This window comes from Micromonospora sp. AB353, assembly GCF_049538395.1.
GTDB classification, from domain to species: domain Bacteria; phylum Actinomycetota; class Actinomycetes; order Mycobacteriales; family Micromonosporaceae; genus Micromonospora; species Micromonospora aurantiaca.
The window spans coordinates 1-18,315 of sequence record NZ_JBMVFV010000104.1; the positions used below are offsets into that span (position 1 = coordinate 1).

General features: G+C 73.0%; 15 protein-coding genes. 4 read left to right on the plus strand and 11 right to left on the minus strand.

Annotation, left to right across the window (positions count from 1 at the left end):
* Nucleotides 1-499: 499 nt before the first annotated feature.
* From uvrC to rsgA, 4 genes are all read right to left on the minus strand, one after another.
* Nucleotides 500-2,446 (minus strand): excinuclease ABC subunit UvrC, encoded by a 1,947-nt coding sequence (gene uvrC, locus ACPCK6_RS26855; protein WP_423482567.1) that lies wholly within the window; start codon nucleotides 2,444-2,446, stop codon nucleotides 500-502.
* Between the two features lie 82 nt (nucleotides 2,447-2,528).
* Entirely contained in the window at nucleotides 2,529-3,017 is a 489-nt protein-coding gene (locus ACPCK6_RS26860) for a Rieske (2Fe-2S) protein (protein WP_396882200.1), read from the minus strand.
* A 118-nt stretch (nucleotides 3,018-3,135) separates the two neighbouring features.
* A complete protein-coding gene (gene uvrA / locus ACPCK6_RS26865) occupies nucleotides 3,136-6,078 on the minus strand; it encodes an excinuclease ABC subunit UvrA (protein ID WP_423482568.1) in 2,943 nt (980 codons plus the stop codon).
* A 208-nt stretch (nucleotides 6,079-6,286) separates the two neighbouring features.
* On the minus strand, nucleotides 6,287-7,366 hold the full coding sequence (gene rsgA / locus ACPCK6_RS26870; RefSeq protein ID WP_423482569.1) for a ribosome small subunit-dependent GTPase A: 1,080 nt from the start codon (nucleotides 7,364-7,366) through the stop codon (nucleotides 6,287-6,289).
* 237 nt (nucleotides 7,367-7,603) lie between these two features.
* Here rsgA and ACPCK6_RS26875 point away from each other — a divergent pair, with 237 nt between their 5' ends.
* Entirely contained in the window at nucleotides 7,604-8,320 is a 717-nt protein-coding gene (locus tag ACPCK6_RS26875; RefSeq protein WP_396882203.1) for a maleylpyruvate isomerase family mycothiol-dependent enzyme, read from the plus strand.
* 8 nt (nucleotides 8,321-8,328) lie between these two features.
* Nucleotides 8,329-8,982: an MBL fold metallo-hydrolase gene (locus ACPCK6_RS26880; RefSeq protein ID WP_423482570.1), complete on the plus strand. Its 654-nt coding sequence runs from the start codon at nucleotides 8,329-8,331 to the stop codon at nucleotides 8,980-8,982.
* A 45-nt stretch (nucleotides 8,983-9,027) separates the two neighbouring features.
* Here the strand turns inward: ACPCK6_RS26880 and ACPCK6_RS26885 are convergent, their stop codons facing one another.
* On the minus strand, nucleotides 9,028-9,636 hold the full coding sequence (locus tag ACPCK6_RS26885; protein ID WP_423482571.1) for a DedA family protein: 609 nt from the start codon (nucleotides 9,634-9,636) through the stop codon (nucleotides 9,028-9,030).
* 126 nt (nucleotides 9,637-9,762) lie between these two features.
* The gene (locus ACPCK6_RS26890; protein WP_262014686.1) at nucleotides 9,763-10,437 is read right to left on the minus strand and encodes a class I SAM-dependent methyltransferase; all 675 of its coding nucleotides are present in this window, start codon (nucleotides 10,435-10,437) and stop codon (nucleotides 9,763-9,765) included.
* 181 nt (nucleotides 10,438-10,618) lie between these two features.
* Between ACPCK6_RS26890 and ACPCK6_RS26895 the strand changes: the two genes are divergently transcribed.
* A complete protein-coding gene (locus ACPCK6_RS26895) occupies nucleotides 10,619-10,822 on the plus strand; it encodes a cold-shock protein (protein ID WP_013287480.1) in 204 nt (67 codons plus the stop codon).
* Nucleotides 10,823-10,871: 49 nt separating this feature from the next.
* Here ACPCK6_RS26895 and ACPCK6_RS26900 read toward each other — a convergent pair whose 3' ends face one another.
* The 5 genes from ACPCK6_RS26900 to ACPCK6_RS26920 form a co-directional block, all read right to left on the minus strand.
* Nucleotides 10,872-12,146 carry an MFS transporter gene (locus tag ACPCK6_RS26900; RefSeq protein WP_423482572.1) on the minus strand — a complete coding sequence of 425 codons (1,275 nt, stop codon included), beginning with the start codon at nucleotides 12,144-12,146 and terminating at the stop codon, nucleotides 10,872-10,874.
* Nucleotides 12,143-12,718: an ArsR/SmtB family transcription factor gene (locus tag ACPCK6_RS26905; protein WP_396882206.1), complete on the minus strand. Its 576-nt coding sequence runs from the start codon at nucleotides 12,716-12,718 to the stop codon at nucleotides 12,143-12,145. The genes ACPCK6_RS26900 and ACPCK6_RS26905 overlap by 4 nt, the downstream gene beginning before the upstream one ends.
* A gap of 97 nt (nucleotides 12,719-12,815) precedes the next feature.
* Nucleotides 12,816-13,724 (minus strand): hypothetical protein, encoded by a 909-nt coding sequence (locus ACPCK6_RS26910; protein ID WP_396882207.1) that lies wholly within the window; start codon nucleotides 13,722-13,724, stop codon nucleotides 12,816-12,818.
* A 170-nt stretch (nucleotides 13,725-13,894) separates the two neighbouring features.
* Complete coding sequence (locus tag ACPCK6_RS26915) at nucleotides 13,895-15,544, minus strand: CocE/NonD family hydrolase (RefSeq protein ID WP_423482573.1); 1,650 nt, start codon at nucleotides 15,542-15,544, stop codon at nucleotides 13,895-13,897.
* 2 nt (nucleotides 15,545-15,546) lie between these two features.
* The gene (locus ACPCK6_RS26920; RefSeq protein WP_318336389.1) at nucleotides 15,547-16,062 is read right to left on the minus strand and encodes a MarR family winged helix-turn-helix transcriptional regulator; all 516 of its coding nucleotides are present in this window, start codon (nucleotides 16,060-16,062) and stop codon (nucleotides 15,547-15,549) included.
* A 136-nt stretch (nucleotides 16,063-16,198) separates the two neighbouring features.
* Between ACPCK6_RS26920 and ACPCK6_RS26925 the strand changes: the two genes are divergently transcribed.
* A partial coding sequence (locus ACPCK6_RS26925) for an MMPL family transporter (RefSeq protein ID WP_423482574.1) occupies nucleotides 16,199-18,315 on the plus strand: 2,117 nt, incomplete at its 3' end.

The window sequence follows — 18,315 nt, forward strand, 5'->3', positions numbered from 1 at the left end:
CAGGCCACCGCAGCGGACCGGACATCGCAGGCCGAACCACCCCCGGGCCGGGTGTGGGTGGTCCCGCCCGAGGCGGATGGATCCGCCGAATGTCAGCCTCGAACGCAGTCACAGGTCCACCCGCCCGCATGCGGCAATCTCGCAGTTTGGTACCTGGGAACCTCGCAAAACGGGCATCCCAGGGGCGCTAAGTTCAAGATCGCGTGGGCGTGGGCGTCAGCTCGGGCATGAGCGTCGGCCGCCCACCATTACAAGCCCCGCGCGGTGTGCGAGATCTTGGTACCGAATGGCCCCTATGAGGGCCCTTTCGTACCAAGATCTGCCACCGCTTTCAGGATGTGGGACAGAGTTCGCACCAGATGGGAAGCGGTCCGTCAGTGGAACGCCATGGGTGTCAAACGGGGGGTGGAGGCACCCATGGGTTCCAGTCGGGCGGTGACGGTGACGTGCCGGCAAAGCGGACAGCGGCCAGCCCGACGGCGGGCGTGAGCGCGAAAGGTCAGGGACGCGGGGCGGCTTCGGTGGTGGTGGAGCCGTCCAGCGCGGCCAGGATCGCCTCGGCCGTACGCCTGCCCACCCCGGGCACCTCGGTGATCTCCTCCACCGTGGCGGACGACAGCCGCTTCAGCGAGCCGAAGTGCCGCAGCAGCGCCTTGCGGCGTACGTCGCCGAGGCCGGGGACGTTGTCCAGCGCGGATTCGGTCATCCGCTTCGAGCGCCGCTGCCTGTGGAACGTGATGGCGAACCGGTGCGCCTCGTCGCGGACCCGCTGCAACAGGTAGAGCGCCTCGGAGGTGCGCGGCAGGATCACCGGGAACTCGTCGTCGGGCAGCCAGACCTCCTCCAGCCGCTTCGCCAGCCCGCACAGCGCCACGTCGTCGATACCCAGCTCGGCGAGCGCCTTCGCGGCGGCGGCGACCTGGGGCGGACCACCGTCGACCACGACGAGCTGCGGCGGGTACGCGAACTTGCGCGGCCGCCCGGTGGTCGGGTCGATGCCGGGCCGGTCGGGGTCGGAGGCGGTCTCCTCGCCCAGCTCACCGGTCTCGGCGCGGGCGTCGAGGTAGCGGGCGAAGCGCCGCCGCAGCACCTCGGACATGGCCGACAGGTCGTCGGTGGCGCCGCGCACGATGAACCGGCGGTATTCGCTCTTGCGCGGCAGCCCGTCCTCGAACACGACCATGCTGGCGACCACGTCGGTGCCCTGGATCTGGGACACGTCGAAGCACTCGATGCGCAGCGGCGAGGTGTTCATGGCGAGCGCGTCGGCGATCTCGTCGAGCGCCTGGCTGCGGGTGGTCAGGTCACCGGCCCGCTTGAGCTTGTGCCGGGCCAGCGCGTCCTTGGCGTTGCGCTCGACGGTCTCCAGCAGCGACCGCTTGTCGCCGCGCTGCGGCACCCGCAGCGACACCCGGCTGCCCCGGCGGGCGGTGAGCCAGTCGGCGAGCGCGTCGGCGTCGCCCGGCAGCTCGGGGACGAGCAGCTCGCGGGGCACGTCGGCCTCGCCCTGCTCACCGCCGTACACCTGGGTGCAGAAGTGGTGCACGAGGTCGCCGGTGGTCAGCTCCTCGGTCTTCTCCACCACCCAGCCGCGCTGGCCGCGCACCCGGCCGCCGCGCACGTGGAAGACCTGGACGGCGGCTTCGAGCGGGTCGTCGGCGAACGCGACCACGTCGGCGTCGGTGCCGTCGCCGAGCACCACCGTCTGCTTCTCCATCGCCCGGCGCAGCGCCGCGACGTCGTCGCGCAGCCGGGCGGCCCGCTCGAACTCCAGCTGCTCGCTGGCGTCGAGCATCTCCTTCTCCAGCCGCCGGACCATGGTGTCGGTGCGACCGGCCATGAAGTCGCAGAATCCGTCGACGATCTCCCGGTGCTGTTCGGCGGTGACGCTGCCGACGCACGGCGCGGAGCACTTGCCGATGTAGCCGAGCAGGCAGGGCCGGCCGACCTGGCCGGCCCGCTTGAACACCCCGGACGAGCAGGTCCGCGCCGGGAAGACCCGCAGCAGCAGGTCGAGCGTCTCGCGGATCGCCCAGGCGTGCGAGTACGGCCCGAAGTAGCGCACGCCCTTGCGCTTCACCCCGCGCATCACCTGCAACCGGGGGTATTCCTCGTCGAGGGTGACCGCGAGATAGGGGTACGACTTGTCGTCGCGGTAGCGGACGTTGAACCGGGGGTCGTACTGCTTGATCCAGGTGTATTCCTGCTGGAGCGCCTCGACCTCGGTGGCGACGGTGATCCAGTCGACCGACTCGGCGGTGAACACCATCTGCCGGGTGCGCTGGTGCAGGCCGACCGGGTCGGCGAAGTAGGAGTTGAGCCGGCTGCGCAGGTTGCGCGCCTTGCCGACGTAGATCACCCGGCCGGTGCCGTCGCGGAAGCGGTAGACCCCTGGCGACTCCGGGATGGTGCCGGGCGCGGGACGGTAGGTCGAGGGGTCAGCCACGGCGTCAAGCCTAGTCCGCACCCCTGACACGCGACCGTTGCCGCGCCCCCGCCGGCCGGTGGCCGGCGGGGGCGCGGAACGGTCAGGCCAGCTTGATCTGGTCGCCGTCGACAGTGATCTCCTTCGCCGCGAGCGGCTTGGTGGCCGGGCCACCCTTCACCGAGCCGTCGACGATCGAGAACCGGCTGTTGTGGCAGGTGCAGTTGATCGTGCCGCCGTCGACGTTCGACACCGGGCAGCGCTGGTGCGTGCAGATCGGGTCGAACGCCTTGAACTGGCCAGCCTCGGGCTGCGTGATCACCACGCCCTGGCTGGCGAAGACGGCGCCGCCGCCGACCGGGATGTCCGAGGTGCGCGCCAGCGCGCTGCCGCCGTCCCGGTCGCCGCCGCCCGCGTCGCCGGTCGCGGTGGCACCGGGCGGGCCGCCGCTGGTCGGGGCCAGCCCGGGAGACGCGTCGTCGTCGCTGCCGCAGCCCGCGAGCACCACGGCCGCGCCGATCGCTCCGGCTCCGGCGAGCAGGGTACGGCGGCTCTGGGTGACCGGTCGGGTCAGCGCCTGATCATCACTCATATCCGGCCTTTCTCTCGGCTTACTGCGGAAACACGCACCAGCGTGGGGCACGGTTCATACTGGCGCGTCACAGACCGGGCACCGACGGCCCGGCCTGCGAGAACGCGTACCGGATGGGTCAGCGCGCCCCGGCGGGGACCTTGCGGGTCCGCGACTTGGCGCTGCCGTTGGCCTTGGCCGCCCGGGTGGTGGCCGCCTTGGCGCCCTTGGCCTCGCCGTCGAGCTTGAGGATCGGCCGCAGGAACTGCCCGGTGTGGCTCTCCGGCACCTCGGCGACCTCCTCCGGCGTGCCGGTGGCGAGCACGGTGCCGCCCCGGTGGCCGCCCTCGGGGCCCATGTCGATGAGCCAGTCGGCCGTCTTGATCACGTCGAGGTTGTGCTCGATGGTGATGACCGTGTTGCCCTTGTCGACGAGGCCCTCCAGCACCATCAGCAGCTTGCGGATGTCCTCGAAGTGCAGGCCGGTGGTGGGCTCGTCTAGCACGTAGACGGTACGGCCGGTGGAGCGCTTCTGGAGTTCGGAGGCGAGCTTGACGCGCTGCGCCTCGCCGCCGGACAGCGTGGGCGCGGGCTGGCCGAGGCGGACGTAGCCGAGGCCGACGTCGACGAGCGTCCGCAGGTGCCGGTGGATGGCCGGGATCGCGGAGAAGAACTCGGCCGCCTCCTCGATCGGCATGTCCAGCACCTCGGCGACCGTCTTGCCCTTGTAGTGCACCTCGAGCGTCTCGCGGTTGTAGCGAGCGCCCTTGCACACCTCGCAGGGGACGTAGACGTCCGGCAGGAAGTTCATCTCGATCTTGATGGTGCCGTCGCCGGAGCACGCCTCGCAGCGCCCGCCCTTGACGTTGAACGAGAACCGGCCCGGGCCGTACCCCCGGACCTTGGCCTCGGTGGTCTCGGCGAACAGCTTGCGGATGTGGTCCCAGACGCCGGTGTACGTGGCGGGGTTGGAGCGCGGCGTCCGCCCGATCGGCGACTGGTCCACGCCGACGACCTTGTCCACGTTCTCCAGGCCGGTGATCCGCGTGTGCCGGCCGGGCACCAGCCGGGCGCCGTTGATCTGGTTGGCGAGCACCGTGTAGAGGATGTCGTTGACGAGCGTCGACTTGCCCGAGCCGCTGACGCCGGTGACCGCGATGAGCTGACCGAGCGGGAAGCTCACGGTGAGGTTGCGCAGGTTGTGCTCGCGCGCGCCGTGCACCACCAGTTCGCGGCCCGGCGTCTGCGGCCGGCGGCCGGCCGGCGTCGGGATGGACTTGCGCCCGGCCAGGTACGCCCCGGTGACCGACTCGGTGTTGTCGAGCAGAGCCGGCACCGAGCCGCTGTGCACGATCTTGCCGCCGTGCTCACCCGCGCCCGGGCCGATGTCGACGATCCAGTCCGCCACCCGGATGGTGTCCTCGTCGTGCTCGACCACGATCAGCGTGTTGCCCAGGCCACGCAACCGCAGCAGCGTCTCGATGAGCCGGTGGTTGTCGCGCTGGTGCAGGCCGATCGACGGCTCGTCGAGCACGTAGAGCACGCCGACCAGGCCGGAGCCGATCTGGGTGGCGAGCCGGATGCGCTGGGCCTCACCGCCGGAGAGCGTGCCGGCCGGGCGGTCCAGCGAGAGGTAGTCCAGACCGACGTCGAGCAGGAACTTCAGCCGGGCGTTGATCTCCTTGAGCACGCGCTCGGCGATCATCTTCTGCCGGTCGGTCAGCTCGATGCCGGCGAGCAGGTCGGCCGCCTCGCCGACGGAGAGGTTGCAGACCTCGGCGATGCTCTTGCCGGCCAGCGTGACCGCGAGCACCTCCGGCTTGAGCCGGGTGCCGCCGCAGGCCGCGCAGGGCACGTCCCGCATGTAGCCCTCGTACTTGTCCCGGGACCACTCCGACTCGGTGTCGGTGTGCCGGCGCTCGATCCACTGCACCACGCCCTCGAAGCCGGTGTAGTAGGAGCGCTCGCGGCCGTACTTGTTGCGGTAGCGCACGTGCACCTGGTCGTCGGAGCCGTGCAGGATCGTCTTCTGCGCCCGCGACGGCAGCGCCCGCCACGGGGTGTCGATGTCGAAGTGCTCGGCCTCGCCGAGCGCCTCCAGCAACCGCAGGAAGTATTCGAGGTTGTGCCCGGTGGCCCAGGGCTGGATCGCGCCCTCGCGCAGTGTGCGCTCCGGGTCGGGGATGACCAGCTCCGGGTCCACCTCCTTCTTGGTGCCCAGGCCGGTGCACTCCGGGCAGGCGCCGTACGGGGCGTTGAAGGAGAAGACCCGGGGTTCCAGATCCTCGATGGCGAGCGGGTGGTCGTTCGGGCAGGCCAGGTGCTCGGAGTAGCGGCGCTCCCGGGCCGGGTCGTCCTCCGCCAGGTCGACGAAGTCGAGCAGCACCAGGCCGCCGGAGAGACCGAGCGCGGCCTCGACCGAGTCGGTCAGCCGCTGCTTGGCGCTCGGCTTGACGCTGAGCCGGTCGATCACCACCTCGATGGTGTGCTTCTCCTGCTTCTTGAGCTTCGGCGGCTCGGTGAGCGGGTGCACCACGCCGTCGACCCGGGCCCGGGCGTAGCCCTTGGCCTGGAGTTCGGCGAACAGGTCCACGTACTCGCCCTTGCGGCCGCGCACCACCGGCGCGAGCACCATGAACCGGGTGCCCTCGGCCATGGCCAGGACCCGGTCGACGATCTGCTGCGGGCTCTGCTTGGAGATCCGCTCGCCGCAGATCGGGCAGTGCGGCTCGCCGATGCGGGCGAACAGCAGACGGAGGTAGTCGTAGACCTCGGTGATGGTGCCGACGGTGGAGCGCGGGTTGCGCGAGGTGGACTTCTGGTCGATGGAGACGGCGGGACTGAGGCCCTCGATGAAGTCGACGTCGGGCTTGTCCATCTGACCCAGGAACTGCCGGGCGTACGACGACAGCGACTCGACGTAGCGGCGCTGCCCCTCGGCGAAGATGGTGTCGAACGCCAGGCTCGACTTGCCCGAACCGGAGAGCCCGGTGAAGACGATCAGGGCGTCCCGGGGCAGGTCGAGACTGACGTCACGCAGGTTGTGCTCGCGCGCGCCACGGATGATCAGTCGGTCGGCCACGGTGCGTGTGCTCCCGGAAGAAGAATATGAGGCGGATCTGTGCACCAGACGCCGGGTCTGGGTGGTTTTCACAGGTTGTCGGGGCGCAGAGAAGACGCCCCGGCAACTCTAGCCCCGACGTATGACAACTTCCGTCGCGCGAACATTCCCCCAGCTCAGGCCGGTCGGGCGCGAACCACGCAGGTCCACCCGACCGGCCCGGGCCGGCTCAGAATGCCCCTGGTGCGGGCGGAGTCGCCGGACGTCCGGTACGTCGCCGCCCGGCCCGCCATCCGCCCCGCCGTTCGGCCGCCAGCCGGGCCGCGCGGCGACCGCCCTCGTGCTCGATCTCCCGCTGCAGCCGCCGCCAGCTCTCCCAGCGGCGCACCGGCAGCTCGCCGTCGTCCAGCGCGGCCCGCACCGCGCAGCCCGGCTCGGCGTCGTGGGCGCAGTCGGCGTACCGGCAGCCGGCGGCCAGCTCGGTGATGTCGGCGAACGCCCGGTCCAGCCCGGCCGCTCCGTCGAGCAGGCCGACCGCCCGTACACCGGGGGTGTCCAGCACCGCTCCCCCACCCGGCAGCGGCACCAGCGACCGCCAGGTGGTGGTGTGCCGGCCCTTGCCGTCGACCCGGCGGATCGCCTGGGTACGCATCACGTCCGCGCCGGCCAGCGCGTTGACCAGGCTCGACTTGCCGGCCCCGGAGGGGCCGAGCAGGCCGAGCGTGCGGCCCGGGGAGACGTGCCGGCGCAGCGGCGCCAGCCCGGTGCCCCGCTCGGCGCTGACCGGCAGCACCGGCACCCCCGGTGCGAGGTCGGTCAGTTGCCGGGCCACCGCCGCCGGGTCGGCGGCCAGGTCGGCCTTGGTGAGCACGACGAGCGGCTCCGCCCCGGATTCGTGCACCAGGGAGAGCAGCCGTTCGATCCGCGCGGCGTCCGGTTCCGGGTGCACCGGCTCGACCACCGCGGCGGCGTCGAGGTTGGCGGCCAGCACCTGGCCGCTGGAGTCCTTGCCCGCGGTGCGCCGCACCAGCGCGGTACGCCGCGGCAGCACCCCCTCCACGGTGACCGGACCGTCCGGCCAGGTGGACAGCAGCACCCAGTCACCCGCGCAGGGCAGTGCGGTCAGGTCGCGGGCGGCGGCGGACAGCACGCCGCCGCCGAGGCTGGCCCGCACCGGCCCCTGCGGGCACAGCACGGTGCAGACGCCCCGGTCCACCCGGGCGACCCGCCCGTGACGGTGGCCGGCGCGCCGGTCGAGATGGGCCGCCCAGCCGGCGTCCCAGCCGAGGGCGGTCAGATCGAGAGTCATGGTGTCCTCATCGGTGTCGAGGGGAGGTACGGCGGAACACACGCGCTGCGACCGGCATGCACACCACCTCCCCTCCGACTCCCGGTGCCGCGTTCGCGACGACGTGGACCCCGGCGCGTGCGGCGCCGGTCCGATGTCGTCGGCCCCGACGGTAGGTGCCCCGCCGACGCGCCGAAAGCGATTTCCCCCCGGGCACGGCCCGGTCCGGCCCGCTAGGGTCGGACGGGTGAGAACGCGATGACCGCCGACCCCCTGCTGCTGACCGGCCCGCTGGCCGAGGCGAACGACCGGCTGCTGCGTACGGTGTCCGGCCTGACCGCCGCGGACGTCGCGGCGCCCTCCCTGCTGCCGGGCTGGTCCCGCGCGCACGTGCTCACCCACCTGGCCCGCAACGCCGACGGGTTCGTCAACCTGCTCACCTCGGCGCGCACCGGCGAGGAGATCCCGATGTACGCCTCGGCGCAGGCCCGCGCCGACGACATCGACGCCGGCGCCGGACGCGGCCCGGCCGACCTGCTCGACGACGTGCGCCGCAGCGGGCAGCGCTTCGACGCGGCGGTCGCGGCGATGCCCGTCGACGCCTGGGGCGCCACGGTGCAGACCCGGCGTGGCCCGTGGCCGGCGGCGATGCTGGTCTGGGGCCGGCTGCGCGAGGTCGAGGTGCACCACGTCGACCTGGCGGCCGGTTACCGGCCCGTGGACTGGCCGGACGCATTCGCCCAGCGGTTGCTGCACGAGGTGGTGACCGGGCTGGCCGGCAACCCGGCCGCGCCGGCCATGGTGCTGCGTTTCGACGGCGCGGCGTCCGAACTCGTCGTGGGTGACCCGGAGGGGGCGCCCACGGTCACCGGCCCCGCGCCGGAACTCGCCGCCTGGCTGACCGGCCGGGGCGCGGGCGAGCTGCTCACCGTCGAACCCGACGGTCCTCTGCCGAACCCACCGGAATGGATCTGAACATCGTCATGACCTACACCGGAGACGTCACGCCCGGCGGTCCGCCGGCCGTGCGCGAGCTCGACCGGCTCACCGTCACCAAGCTGTCGGTGGGCCCGATGGACAACAACGCCTATCTGCTGCGCTGCAACGCCACCGGCGAGCAGGTGCTGATCGACGCCGCGAACGAGGCGCCGCGCCTGCTGGAGCTGGTCGGCGACGGCGGGCTGGCCGCCGTGGTGACCACGCACCAGCACATGGACCACTGGGTCGCGCTGGAGGAGGTGGTGGCCAAGACCGGGGCGCGCGCGCTGGTGCACGCCGACGACGCCGAGGGCCTGCCGATCGAGGCCGAGCGGCTCGCCGACGGCGACACGGTGCCGGTCGGTGACTGCGCGCTGGAGGTCATCCACCTGCGCGGGCACACGCCAGGCTCGATCGCGCTGCTCTACCGCGACCCGGCCGGCACCCCGCACCTTTTCACTGGAGATTCACTTTTTCCGGGCGGAATCGGTAATACGGACCAGGACCCGGAGCGCTTCGGCCGGCTCATCGACGACGTCGAGGCCAAGCTCTTCGACCGGCTGCCGGACGACACCTGGTTCTACCCGGGCCACGGCAAGGACAGCACCATCGGCGCCGAGCGGCCCGCGGTGCCGCAGTGGCGCGCCCGCGGCTGGTGAGCACGCCCGGTCCGGCCTCCCCCGTGACGGCCGGGCCGGGCGCGGTCAGCCGGTGACCGCCCGCAGCCGCCGTCGGGTGGCGAGCAGCACCGGGCCGGCCAGCAGCAGCCCGACCGCCATGGTCAGCACCGTGGGGTTCAGCGCCGCGGGCAGCAGGCCGGTCAGCGCCCGCGCGGTGAGCCCCAGCGCCACGTAGAGCCCGGCCCACGCGGTGGCTCCGGCCGCCGCGCAGACCAGGAACCGCCGGTACGACATCCGCAGCCCGCCCGCGGCCAGCGGCAGCAACGCGTTGAACACCGGCAGGAACGGCGCCACCAGCACGATCCGTCCGCCGCCACGGTGCAGCAGCGTCTCGGCGGCGGCCCAGCGGGACTCGCCGATCCAGCCGCCCACCCGGCTGTCCCGCAGCCGCCCGCCCCAGCGCCGGCCGGCGAAGAAGCTCAGCGACCAGCCGGCCAGGCAGCCCGCCACCACCGCCGCGACGGTGAGCGCCCCACCGGCCGGACGACCCGCGCCGACCGCCGCGAGGACCGCGGCGTCGCCGGGCACCAGCACCCCGATCAGGGGTACGGCGTCGGCGAGCATGACCACGCCGAGCAGCCCCATCAGCAGGGTGGTGGGCAGCTCACCGGCGGCGGCCACGAGTTCGTTCATGAGCTGCACGCTATGCGGCGGCGGCACGCGGGCACATCGGGCATGATCCCCCAGTGGTCCCCGACACCCGACCGGGGAGACCCCTAGGGTCAGACGGGTCAGACGGGTCAGGCGGGTCAGGCGGGGTCAGCGGGGGCGCAGCACCTGCACCCGGCGTACCGGGGAGTCGACGGAGGGTTCGGTGGTCGGCACTGGATAGCTGGCCACCAGTTCCAGCCCGTCCGGCGGCAGGTGGCCCCGGTCCGGGTCGCCGACCAGCACCTGCACCCCGTGTGCGGCGCACCGCCGCAGGTAGGGCAGGACCCGGGCGGCCAGCCCCGCGTCGTAGAGCGCGTCCCCTGCCACCAGCAGGTCGGCGCCCGCCACCCCGTCGAGCAGGTCGGCGCCGTCGGCCGTCACCCGGACCCGGTTGGCCCGCGCGTTGACGGTGACCGCGGCCACCGCGTACGGGTCGATGTCGTTGGCGACCACCTCGTCGGCGCCGGCGAGCGCGGCGGCGATGGCGACCAGTCCCGATCCGGCGCCCAGGTCGAGCACCCGCCGCCCGGCGGCCAGCTCCGGGTGGTCCAGCAGGTGCCGGGCGAGCGCCTGCCCACCGGCCCACACCGACGCCCAGTACGGCGGCGGCAGCGACCGCCCGGCGGCGGCCTCCATCCGCGCCCACCACAGGATGGCGTCCTCGGCCAGGTGCAGGCGCACCTCCGGCACGAACGGCGTACCGACCAGGCGCAGGCGGTCCGGGCCCGCGCCGGGCGCCGCGATCTCCTGCTCCAGGTCGGCCAGAGCCGTCTGCCTGCTCATCGGGGCAAGCATGCCGCGCCCCGCCCGGCGGCGGGGTCTTTTTCCGGTCCCGCACGTATTCACGGGCGCGCCGCGCGCTTCCGGCAGCGGATTCCGGTCCGGACGGTTACTGTCGGGGTGGTACAGGGCGATCACCGGCCGCGGAGCCGATGCTCGCCCGCATTGGAACAGGGAGAGACGCATGGCAACCGGCACGGTCAAGTGGTTCAACTCGGAAAAGGGCTTCGGCTTCATCGAGCAGGACGGCGGAGGCCCGGACGTGTTCGTCCACTACTCGGCCATCCAGAGCAGTGGCTACCGCGAGCTGAACGAGGGCCAGAAGGTCGAGTTCGAGGTGACCCAGGGCCAGAAGGGCCCGCAGGCGGACAACGTCCGTCCGATGTAACGCGTGCCGGTGGCGGCGGTCGGGGTCCGGCCGCCGCCGCAGTGCATCCTCAGAACGGCGCGGCCGGCAGGTCGCGCCGTTTCCGTAGTGGCCCGGCCAGCAGGATCAGCGGGGTCAGCGCCAGCCAGGCGGTCATCGCCCGGATCGCGCCGCCGGGCCCCCAGACCGCGCCCAGCGCGCCGGCGAGCAGGGCGGCCAGCGGAATGGTGCCGTAGTTGAGCAGGTGCATGCTCACCGTCACCCGGCCGAGCAGCCGGTGCGGCGTGTACGTCTGCCGGAAGCTGCCCTTCACCACGTTGCCGACGGCGACGCCGAGGCTCACCAGCACCCCGCCGAGCACCAGCCAGCCGGTGCGCGCGCCGGGTCCGGCGAGCGGGATGAGCAGCGCGGGCGGGCCGGTCAGGGCGCCGGCGACCAGCAGCGTGCGGGCGCTGCCGAGCCGGCGGGACAGACGCGCGGCGAGCGCGGCGCCGATCACGCCACCGAGGCTGGCGAGTCCGATCAGGAGGCCGACGAGGCCCGCCGGAAGGTCGGCCGAGCGGACCAGGAACACCACGAGCACCGCCTGGTAGCCGGTGAGCCCGATGTTGCTCGCCGCCCCGAAGACCGTCAGGACCCGCAGGTACGGGTCGCGGACGACGAACCGCAGCCCGGCGGCGACCTCGCGGCGCAGCGACGTCGACCCGGCCGGACGGCGCGGGCGGGGTTCGTCCGCGCGGATGCGGCGCAGGCACAGTGCGGACAGCAGGAAGCTGAACGCGTCCAGCGCCACCGCTGTCACCGCGCCGACCAACTGGGCGACCAGACCGGCCAGCCCCGGCCCGACCAGGTAGCTCGCCGTCTGGGTGGCGTGCAGCCGCGCGTTGGCCTCGGGCACCTGCTCCGGACGCAGCAGCGTGGGCAGGTAGACCTGGTCGGCGGTCTCGAAGAAGACCCGGGCCAGGCCGGCGCCGAGCGCCACGATCAGCAGGTGCCCGACGGTGAGCAGTCCGGCCAGGGCGGCCACCGGCACGCTCGCGAACAGCGCCGCGGCGGCGAGGTCGGCGGCGATCATCACGGGTCGCCGGCGGACCCGGTCGACCCACGCCCCGACCGGCAGACCGGCGAGCAGCCACGGCAGCCAGGCCGCGGCGGTGAGCACCGCCACCTGGAACGTGGTCGCGTCGAGCACCGCTACCGCGACCAGCGGCAGCGCCACGGCGGTCATGTTGCTGCCCACGGCGCTGACCGTGTGACCGGTCCAGAGCAGCCGGAAGTCCCGGTGCCGGAACAGCCGCCCGGGCGGCGCCTCGACCGGCCCGGACGTGCGCGCGGGAGCGGTCACGGCCGGCCCGGGACGCCGTGGGCGAACACGAAGACCGGCTCGCGGCGCTGCCCGTCCCCGGGCACCGGCCGGTCGGCCCACCGGGCGAACAGCGCGATCACCTCGCGGCTGAATTCGGCCAGCTCGTCGGGGGTCAGGTGCAGCCACTTGTCGGTGCTGAACGGCCCCTCCCCCCACGCGGCGTGCGCGTCGTCGGGTGCCGAGTGCCAGGCGCGGACCAGTTCGGCGTGCCGCTCCAGGTTGAGCGAGCTGGCGGCGTCGGCCACCACCCGGGCCGCCGGGTCGTCGTCGAAGTCGCTGTTGGACCAGCGCACCCCGCGGTCGCGCAGCCGCCACCAGCGTTCCCGGCGGTCGCGGGCCAGTTCGGGCGCCTCGACCAGCAGGTCGGCGGCGGCGAGCACCTTGAGGTGGTGGCTGACGTTCGCGGGCGCCTGGCCGGTGTGCTCGGCGAGCATGCCGACGGTGCACGGTCCGTACACCTTGAGCACGTCCATGAGCCGGCGGCGCAGGGGGTGGGCGAGTGCGGCGAGCACCCGCGAGTCGGTGACCTGCCGGACGGAGGGCTGTTCCATGCGGCGAGTCTGACATTCGCAAGAGTTGTTGCGCAACGCCTCTTGCGAATTGGGAGGGACCGCGGCGCCGCGACGGGACCGTCGCGGCGCCGGGCGGTCAGGCGGTCAGACGGCGGGACAGTTCGTCGGCCACGTCCCGGGCGATCTGCGGCGGGATGGCCTCGGCGATCTTCTCCGGCGGCAACCCGGCCAGCACCCCGGAGACGATCTGTTCCTCGTCGGTGAAGTCCTTCCCGGACAGCTCGTTCACCTGTGCCACCAGTGCCGGCCAGGCGCGCAGCATCGCCAGCATCTGCTGCAACGGCGAGTTCGCCATGGGCGGGTTGACCAGCCCCGTGGTGTTGACCGGCGAGATGAGCCAGTTGCGCAGGTTCTGCAGGTCGGCCAGGACGTCGCCGACGGTTCGGTTCTTGGCGCCGGTGTCGCGGATGAGCTTGTCGGTCTGTTCCATGTCGTCCTCCGGTTTCGCGGTGGCGATCATCCCGATCGCGGTCAGGTAGCGGCGGAACAGCGGGGTCTGGTCCCGGCCCGCCTTCGTGGAGTCGCGGAAGAAGCTGAAGTGGGTGTGGAACAGGTGGCTGCTGTCGCCGCCGGTACGCCGTCCCAGCCGGTCCCAGCGGCGTACGGTCCGCCCGTCCGGGGAGTAGATGATCTCCCGGATGTCCCGGGTGTCCGCGGCGTTCGCCACGCACTGCGCCACCATCCAGGTGGAGAACGTCCGCAGGTTGTGCGTGCCACCACCGGAGCGGACGGAGAACGTGCCGACGTCCAGCGCCGACGCGTACAGCGTGAGCCCGGACCGGTCCCGGTTGGACTCCACCACCGAGTAGTCGTTCGTGACGACCCGGTCGGAGCCGCAGTGGTAGCCGCCGCGGTGGTTGACGTCGCCGACGATGCCGACCTCCGCCGGCTCCAGGTCGTCGGCGCGTACGGCGTTCTTGTCGACGTTGAGGTAGGTGAGTAAGAGATTCCGGACGGCCAGCAGGTTCGCCGGGGCCGACGTCATGGCAGATCCCCTTCCGATCGATGACCGGCGAGGGCACGACAATCACACCGCGTGATGACGTGCGATCTGCGGACGCGCCCCGCCGGATAACTGCACGGCACCGGGCACTTGCTCCGAGCTTAACCACGGTTAGGCAGAAATGCCCAGCTCAGGAGCGGTTTTTTGAACTATCAGCCCGCTGTGGACGGTGCCGGCACGAGCGGCAGCACCAGTGCCGAGGGATGCTCGCGATCGTGGAAGATCTCCCGCCATCCAGCACGGAGGGTCACAGCGGTGCCGAGCGGCTCACCGGTGCCGGGGTTGCGCGCGTAGCGCGGGTGGGCGCCGCCGGAGACCTGCACGCGCAGCCGGTGCCAGGGCGCGAAGCGGTACGCGGTGGGCCAGAGCGTGACCGGTACGGTGACCACTCCGGACGGATCGCGCGGGAACCGGCCGGGCTCGACGCGGACCAGGCCGTCGCAGACGTTCCACGAGCGCCCGCGCCGGTCCACGTCGCACAGACGCACGAACACGTCCAGGTACGACAGTTCGCTGCGCAGGTGGATCTCGGCGGCCACCGGACCGGCCACCTCGACCGGGTCGCGCAGCGGCTCGCTGGTGTACGTGAGCACGTCCGGGCGCGCCTCGACCGGCCGGTTGTCCACCGCGCCGGCCCGCTGGGCCACCAGCAGCGGGCCACCGAGCGACGGGGTGGGGTCGGCCGGGTCGTACCAGATCCGGTCCGGTGCGCCGTGCTCCTGCGGCTGCGGGGCCAGCCCGCCGGCGGATCGCAGATGCCATCGCGCGGGTGTGGCCGGTGGCGGCCAGTCCGGCAGGTCGCGCCAGCCGCCGCCGACGCCGCCGACGTGCACCCGCACCGGCGCGCGGTCCGGCCCGGGCCGCCCGGCCAGGTGGGTGTCGAGCCAGGCCAGGCCCTCCCGCAGCGACGCCAGGAGCAGCCCCGGGCTGCCGTGCGTCCACGGGCCGACGACCAGGCGGGTCCGCGTCCCGGCGGCCCGCAGGCGGGCGTAGTCGTCGAGCTGGGCCGGCAGGAAGATGTCCTGCCAGCCGCTGACCATCGCCACCGGGGCCCGGACCTCGGTGATCCGGTCGCCGAAGACCCGGGTACGCCAGTAGTCGGCGCCGGGGGTGTGGTGGCGCAGCCACTCCTGGAAGAACGGCACCGTCACGCCGGTGGCGACCCGGTCGGCCTCGGCCAGCGGCAGGTGCGCCAGGGCCCGGGCGAGGCGGGGCTGGCCGCGCTTGAGTTCCCACTGCCGGGCCAGCCAGGGCACTGTCTGCGCCTGGAGCAGCTCGGCCCAGGTGAGCACCGTGTCGAGGGCGAACGACTCCCCCGCGTACGTCGAGTCGCGGGTGCCCGACGCGGTCACCACGGCGACCATCGCGCGCAGCTCGTCGCCCGCCTCGGCAGCCAGCGCCCACTGCACGAAGCCCTGGTAGCTGGCGCCGAACATGCCGAACGCGCCGGTCCACCACCGCTGGCGGCGCAGCCAGTCGAGCGTGTCGAGACCGTCGTCGCGCTCGTGCACCAGCGGCGCGAACTCGCCGCCGGAGCCGAACGTGCCGCGGCACGACTGGATCACCACGTGGAAGCCCCGCTCGGCGATCAGGCGGCCCAGCAGCCGGACCGGTCCGCCCCGCCCGTACGGGGTGCGGATCAGCACGCACGGCGCGGCGGGCAGGCCGGGCGCGTAGTGGTCGGTGCGCAGCGTCACTCCGTCGCGTACCCGGACCGGGATGTCCCGGGTGACGGTGACCCGCCCGGTGCGGGCGGCGGGCAGTCGCAGCGCCGTGGTGGCCGCCCGGGTGACGAGCCGCACGATCAGGCGTCTCCGGACCCGGCGCCGCGGCGGGGCGCGGCGCGGATCTCGTCCCGGTGGGTACGCATGGAGTGCACCATCTCGGCCATGAACCGGTGCACCACGGCCAGCTCCTCGTCGCTGAAGCGGTCCATCACCTCGTCGGTACGGCGGCCGAGCGGCCCGAAGAAGCTCTGCGCCAGCGTGGCGCCCCGGTCGGCGTAGTGCAGGAGGATCTTGCGGCGGTCGGCGGTGTCCCGGTCACGCCGGATGTGGCCGCCGCGCTCCAGCCGGTCGACGAGCGCGGTCACCGAGCCGGAGGAGAGGTTGAGCGCCTCGCCGAGCCGTCCGGGGGTGATCGGGTCGCCCACCAGCTCGGCCTCCATGACCGCGATCAGGGCGTACAGGTCGGTGGCGTTGAGCCCGTGCAGCCCGGCGAACGCGTGCCCGATGTGCTGCGCGTCGACCGAGTAGCGGCGCAGGTCGTTTGTGATGTCGGCGACCATGCGACCGCGTGGGTCGTCGCGTCGCCGGTACATCTTGTGCGCCGCCACCGCTTGCCGCCACCCCCTGTCGAACAGTTCCGGTTGCAGCATAGAACCACCCCGGATAATCTCGCTCATCAAGATACTCGTTCAAAGAGAATCCCCCGCGACCAATATGTGAGGGCATCAGATGTCTCTGTTCACCCGCGTCGTCCGGGGCCGGCTGGCCGCCTGGCTCACGCTGGCCGCCGCACTCGTCGTCGGCGTGGTCGCCTTCGGGCTTCCGAAGCCGGACAATCCGGCGCCCGTCTCCGACACCGGCCTGTCCGTGGAGTGGCAGTCGACGCAGGTCGAGCGGCTCCAGGAACAGTTGCCCTCCAAGGACGCCCAGACCGCCCTGGTGGTGGTCAGCCGCGCCGACCAGGCCCCGCTGAGCGGGGCCGACCGCAGCGTGCTCGACGGCCTCGGCGGCGAGTTGAACTCGCTCGCCGTAGGCGGGCGGATCTCCCCCGCCCAGGTCTCCCCGGACGGCACCGTGGCGCTGGTAGCGGTGCCGCTGTCCACCGAGGGCGGCCCGTCGGCGGTGGTCGACGAGGTGGAGAAGCTCCGCGAGGCGGTCGGTGACCTGCCCGGCGAGCTGACCGTCGAGGTCACCGGCGGCCCGGCGTTCACCGCCGACCTGGGCAAGGTGTTCCAGGGCGCGGACACCACGCTGCTGCTGGTCACCGCCGCCGTGGTGGCGGTGCTGCTGCTCGTCACCTACCGCAGCCCGTTCCTGTGGCTGGTGCCGCTGCTGGTAGTGGGCGCCACCGAGCAGATCACGCTGCGCGTGGTGGAGTCCCTCGTCCCCGCCTTCGGCATCTACCTGCCCAGCGGGCAGGTCACCGGCATCGCCAGCGTGCTGGTGTTCGGTGCCGCCACCAACTACGCGCTGCTGCTCATCGCCCGCTACCGGGAGGAGCTACGCCGCGAGGAGGACCGGTTCGCCGCCATGCGCTCGGCGCTGCGCCGCACCGCCGAGCCGATCCTGGCCAGCGGCAGCACCGTCGTCCTCGGCGTGCTCACGCTGCTGCTGTCCGAGCAGGAGACCAACCGGGCGCTCGCCATCGCCTGCGCCACCGGTGTGATCCTCGCCATGCTCTCCGCCCTGTTCGTGCTCCCCGCCGCCCTGCTGCTGTTCGGCCGGGGCCTGTTCTGGCCGTTCGTCCCCCGCGTCGGCAGCGCCGCCCGCGAGGGCCGGATCTGGGGCCGCCTCGGCGAGCTGGTGGTCCGCCGGCCGCTGCCGGTCGCCGCGCTCGCCGTCCTGCTGCTCGCCGGCCTCGCCCTCGGCGGCCTGGGCATCCGCACCGGGCTGTCCGAGACCGAACAGTTCAGCGAGAAGCCCGAGGCCGTCGCCGGAGCCGAGACGCTCGCCCGGGCGTTCCCGGCCGGCAGCACCCAGCCGGTCGCGGTGCTCACCACCCCGCAGGCCGCGCAGGCGGTCCTGGCCGCGGCGAACGGCGTCGACGGGGTCGCCTCCGCCCGCCCCGGCGCCGCCGGGGACCGGGTCGCCCAGATCGACGTGGTGCTCACCGCCGAGCCGGGCAGCGCCGCCTCCGACCGGGCCGTGGTGGCGCTGCGCGACGCCGTGGCCGCCGTACCGGACTCCGCCCCGCCCGCCGTGGACGGCGCGGACGCCCCCGACGGCGCCCTGGTCGGTGGTTCGGTCGCCGCGACGTACGACTCGAACGAGGCGAACACCAAGGATCTCAAGCTGATCCTGCCGCTCATCCTGCTGCTGGTCGGCGCGGTGCTGGTGCTGCTGCTGCGCGGGCTCCTGGCGCCGCTGCTGCTGGTGCTGACAGTCATCGCCTCGTTCTTCGCCAGCCTCGGCGCGGCCTGGCTGCTCTTCGACCACGTGCTGGACTTCCCGGCGCTGGACAGCGGGGTGCTGCTGCTCGCGTTCGTCTTCCTGGTGGCGCTCGGCGTCGACTACAACATCTTCCTGGTCACCCGGGCCCGGGAGGACGCCCGGCGCACCGGCACCCGCGACGGCATGCTGTCGGCGCTGCGGGTCACCGGCGGCGTGATCACCAGCGCCGGCATCCTGCTGGCCGCGGTGTTCGCGGTGCTCGGCGTGCTGCCGCTGATCACGCTCACCCAGATCGGCATCATCGTCTGCATCGGTGTGCTGCTGGACACGCTGCTGGTCCGGACGGTGCTGGTGCCGTCGCTGGCGTTCCTGCTCGGCGACCGCTTCTGGTGGCCCGGCCGGATCGCCCGGGACGCCGACGCGCCCGAGATCGGAAGAGCGTCGTGTAGGGAAAG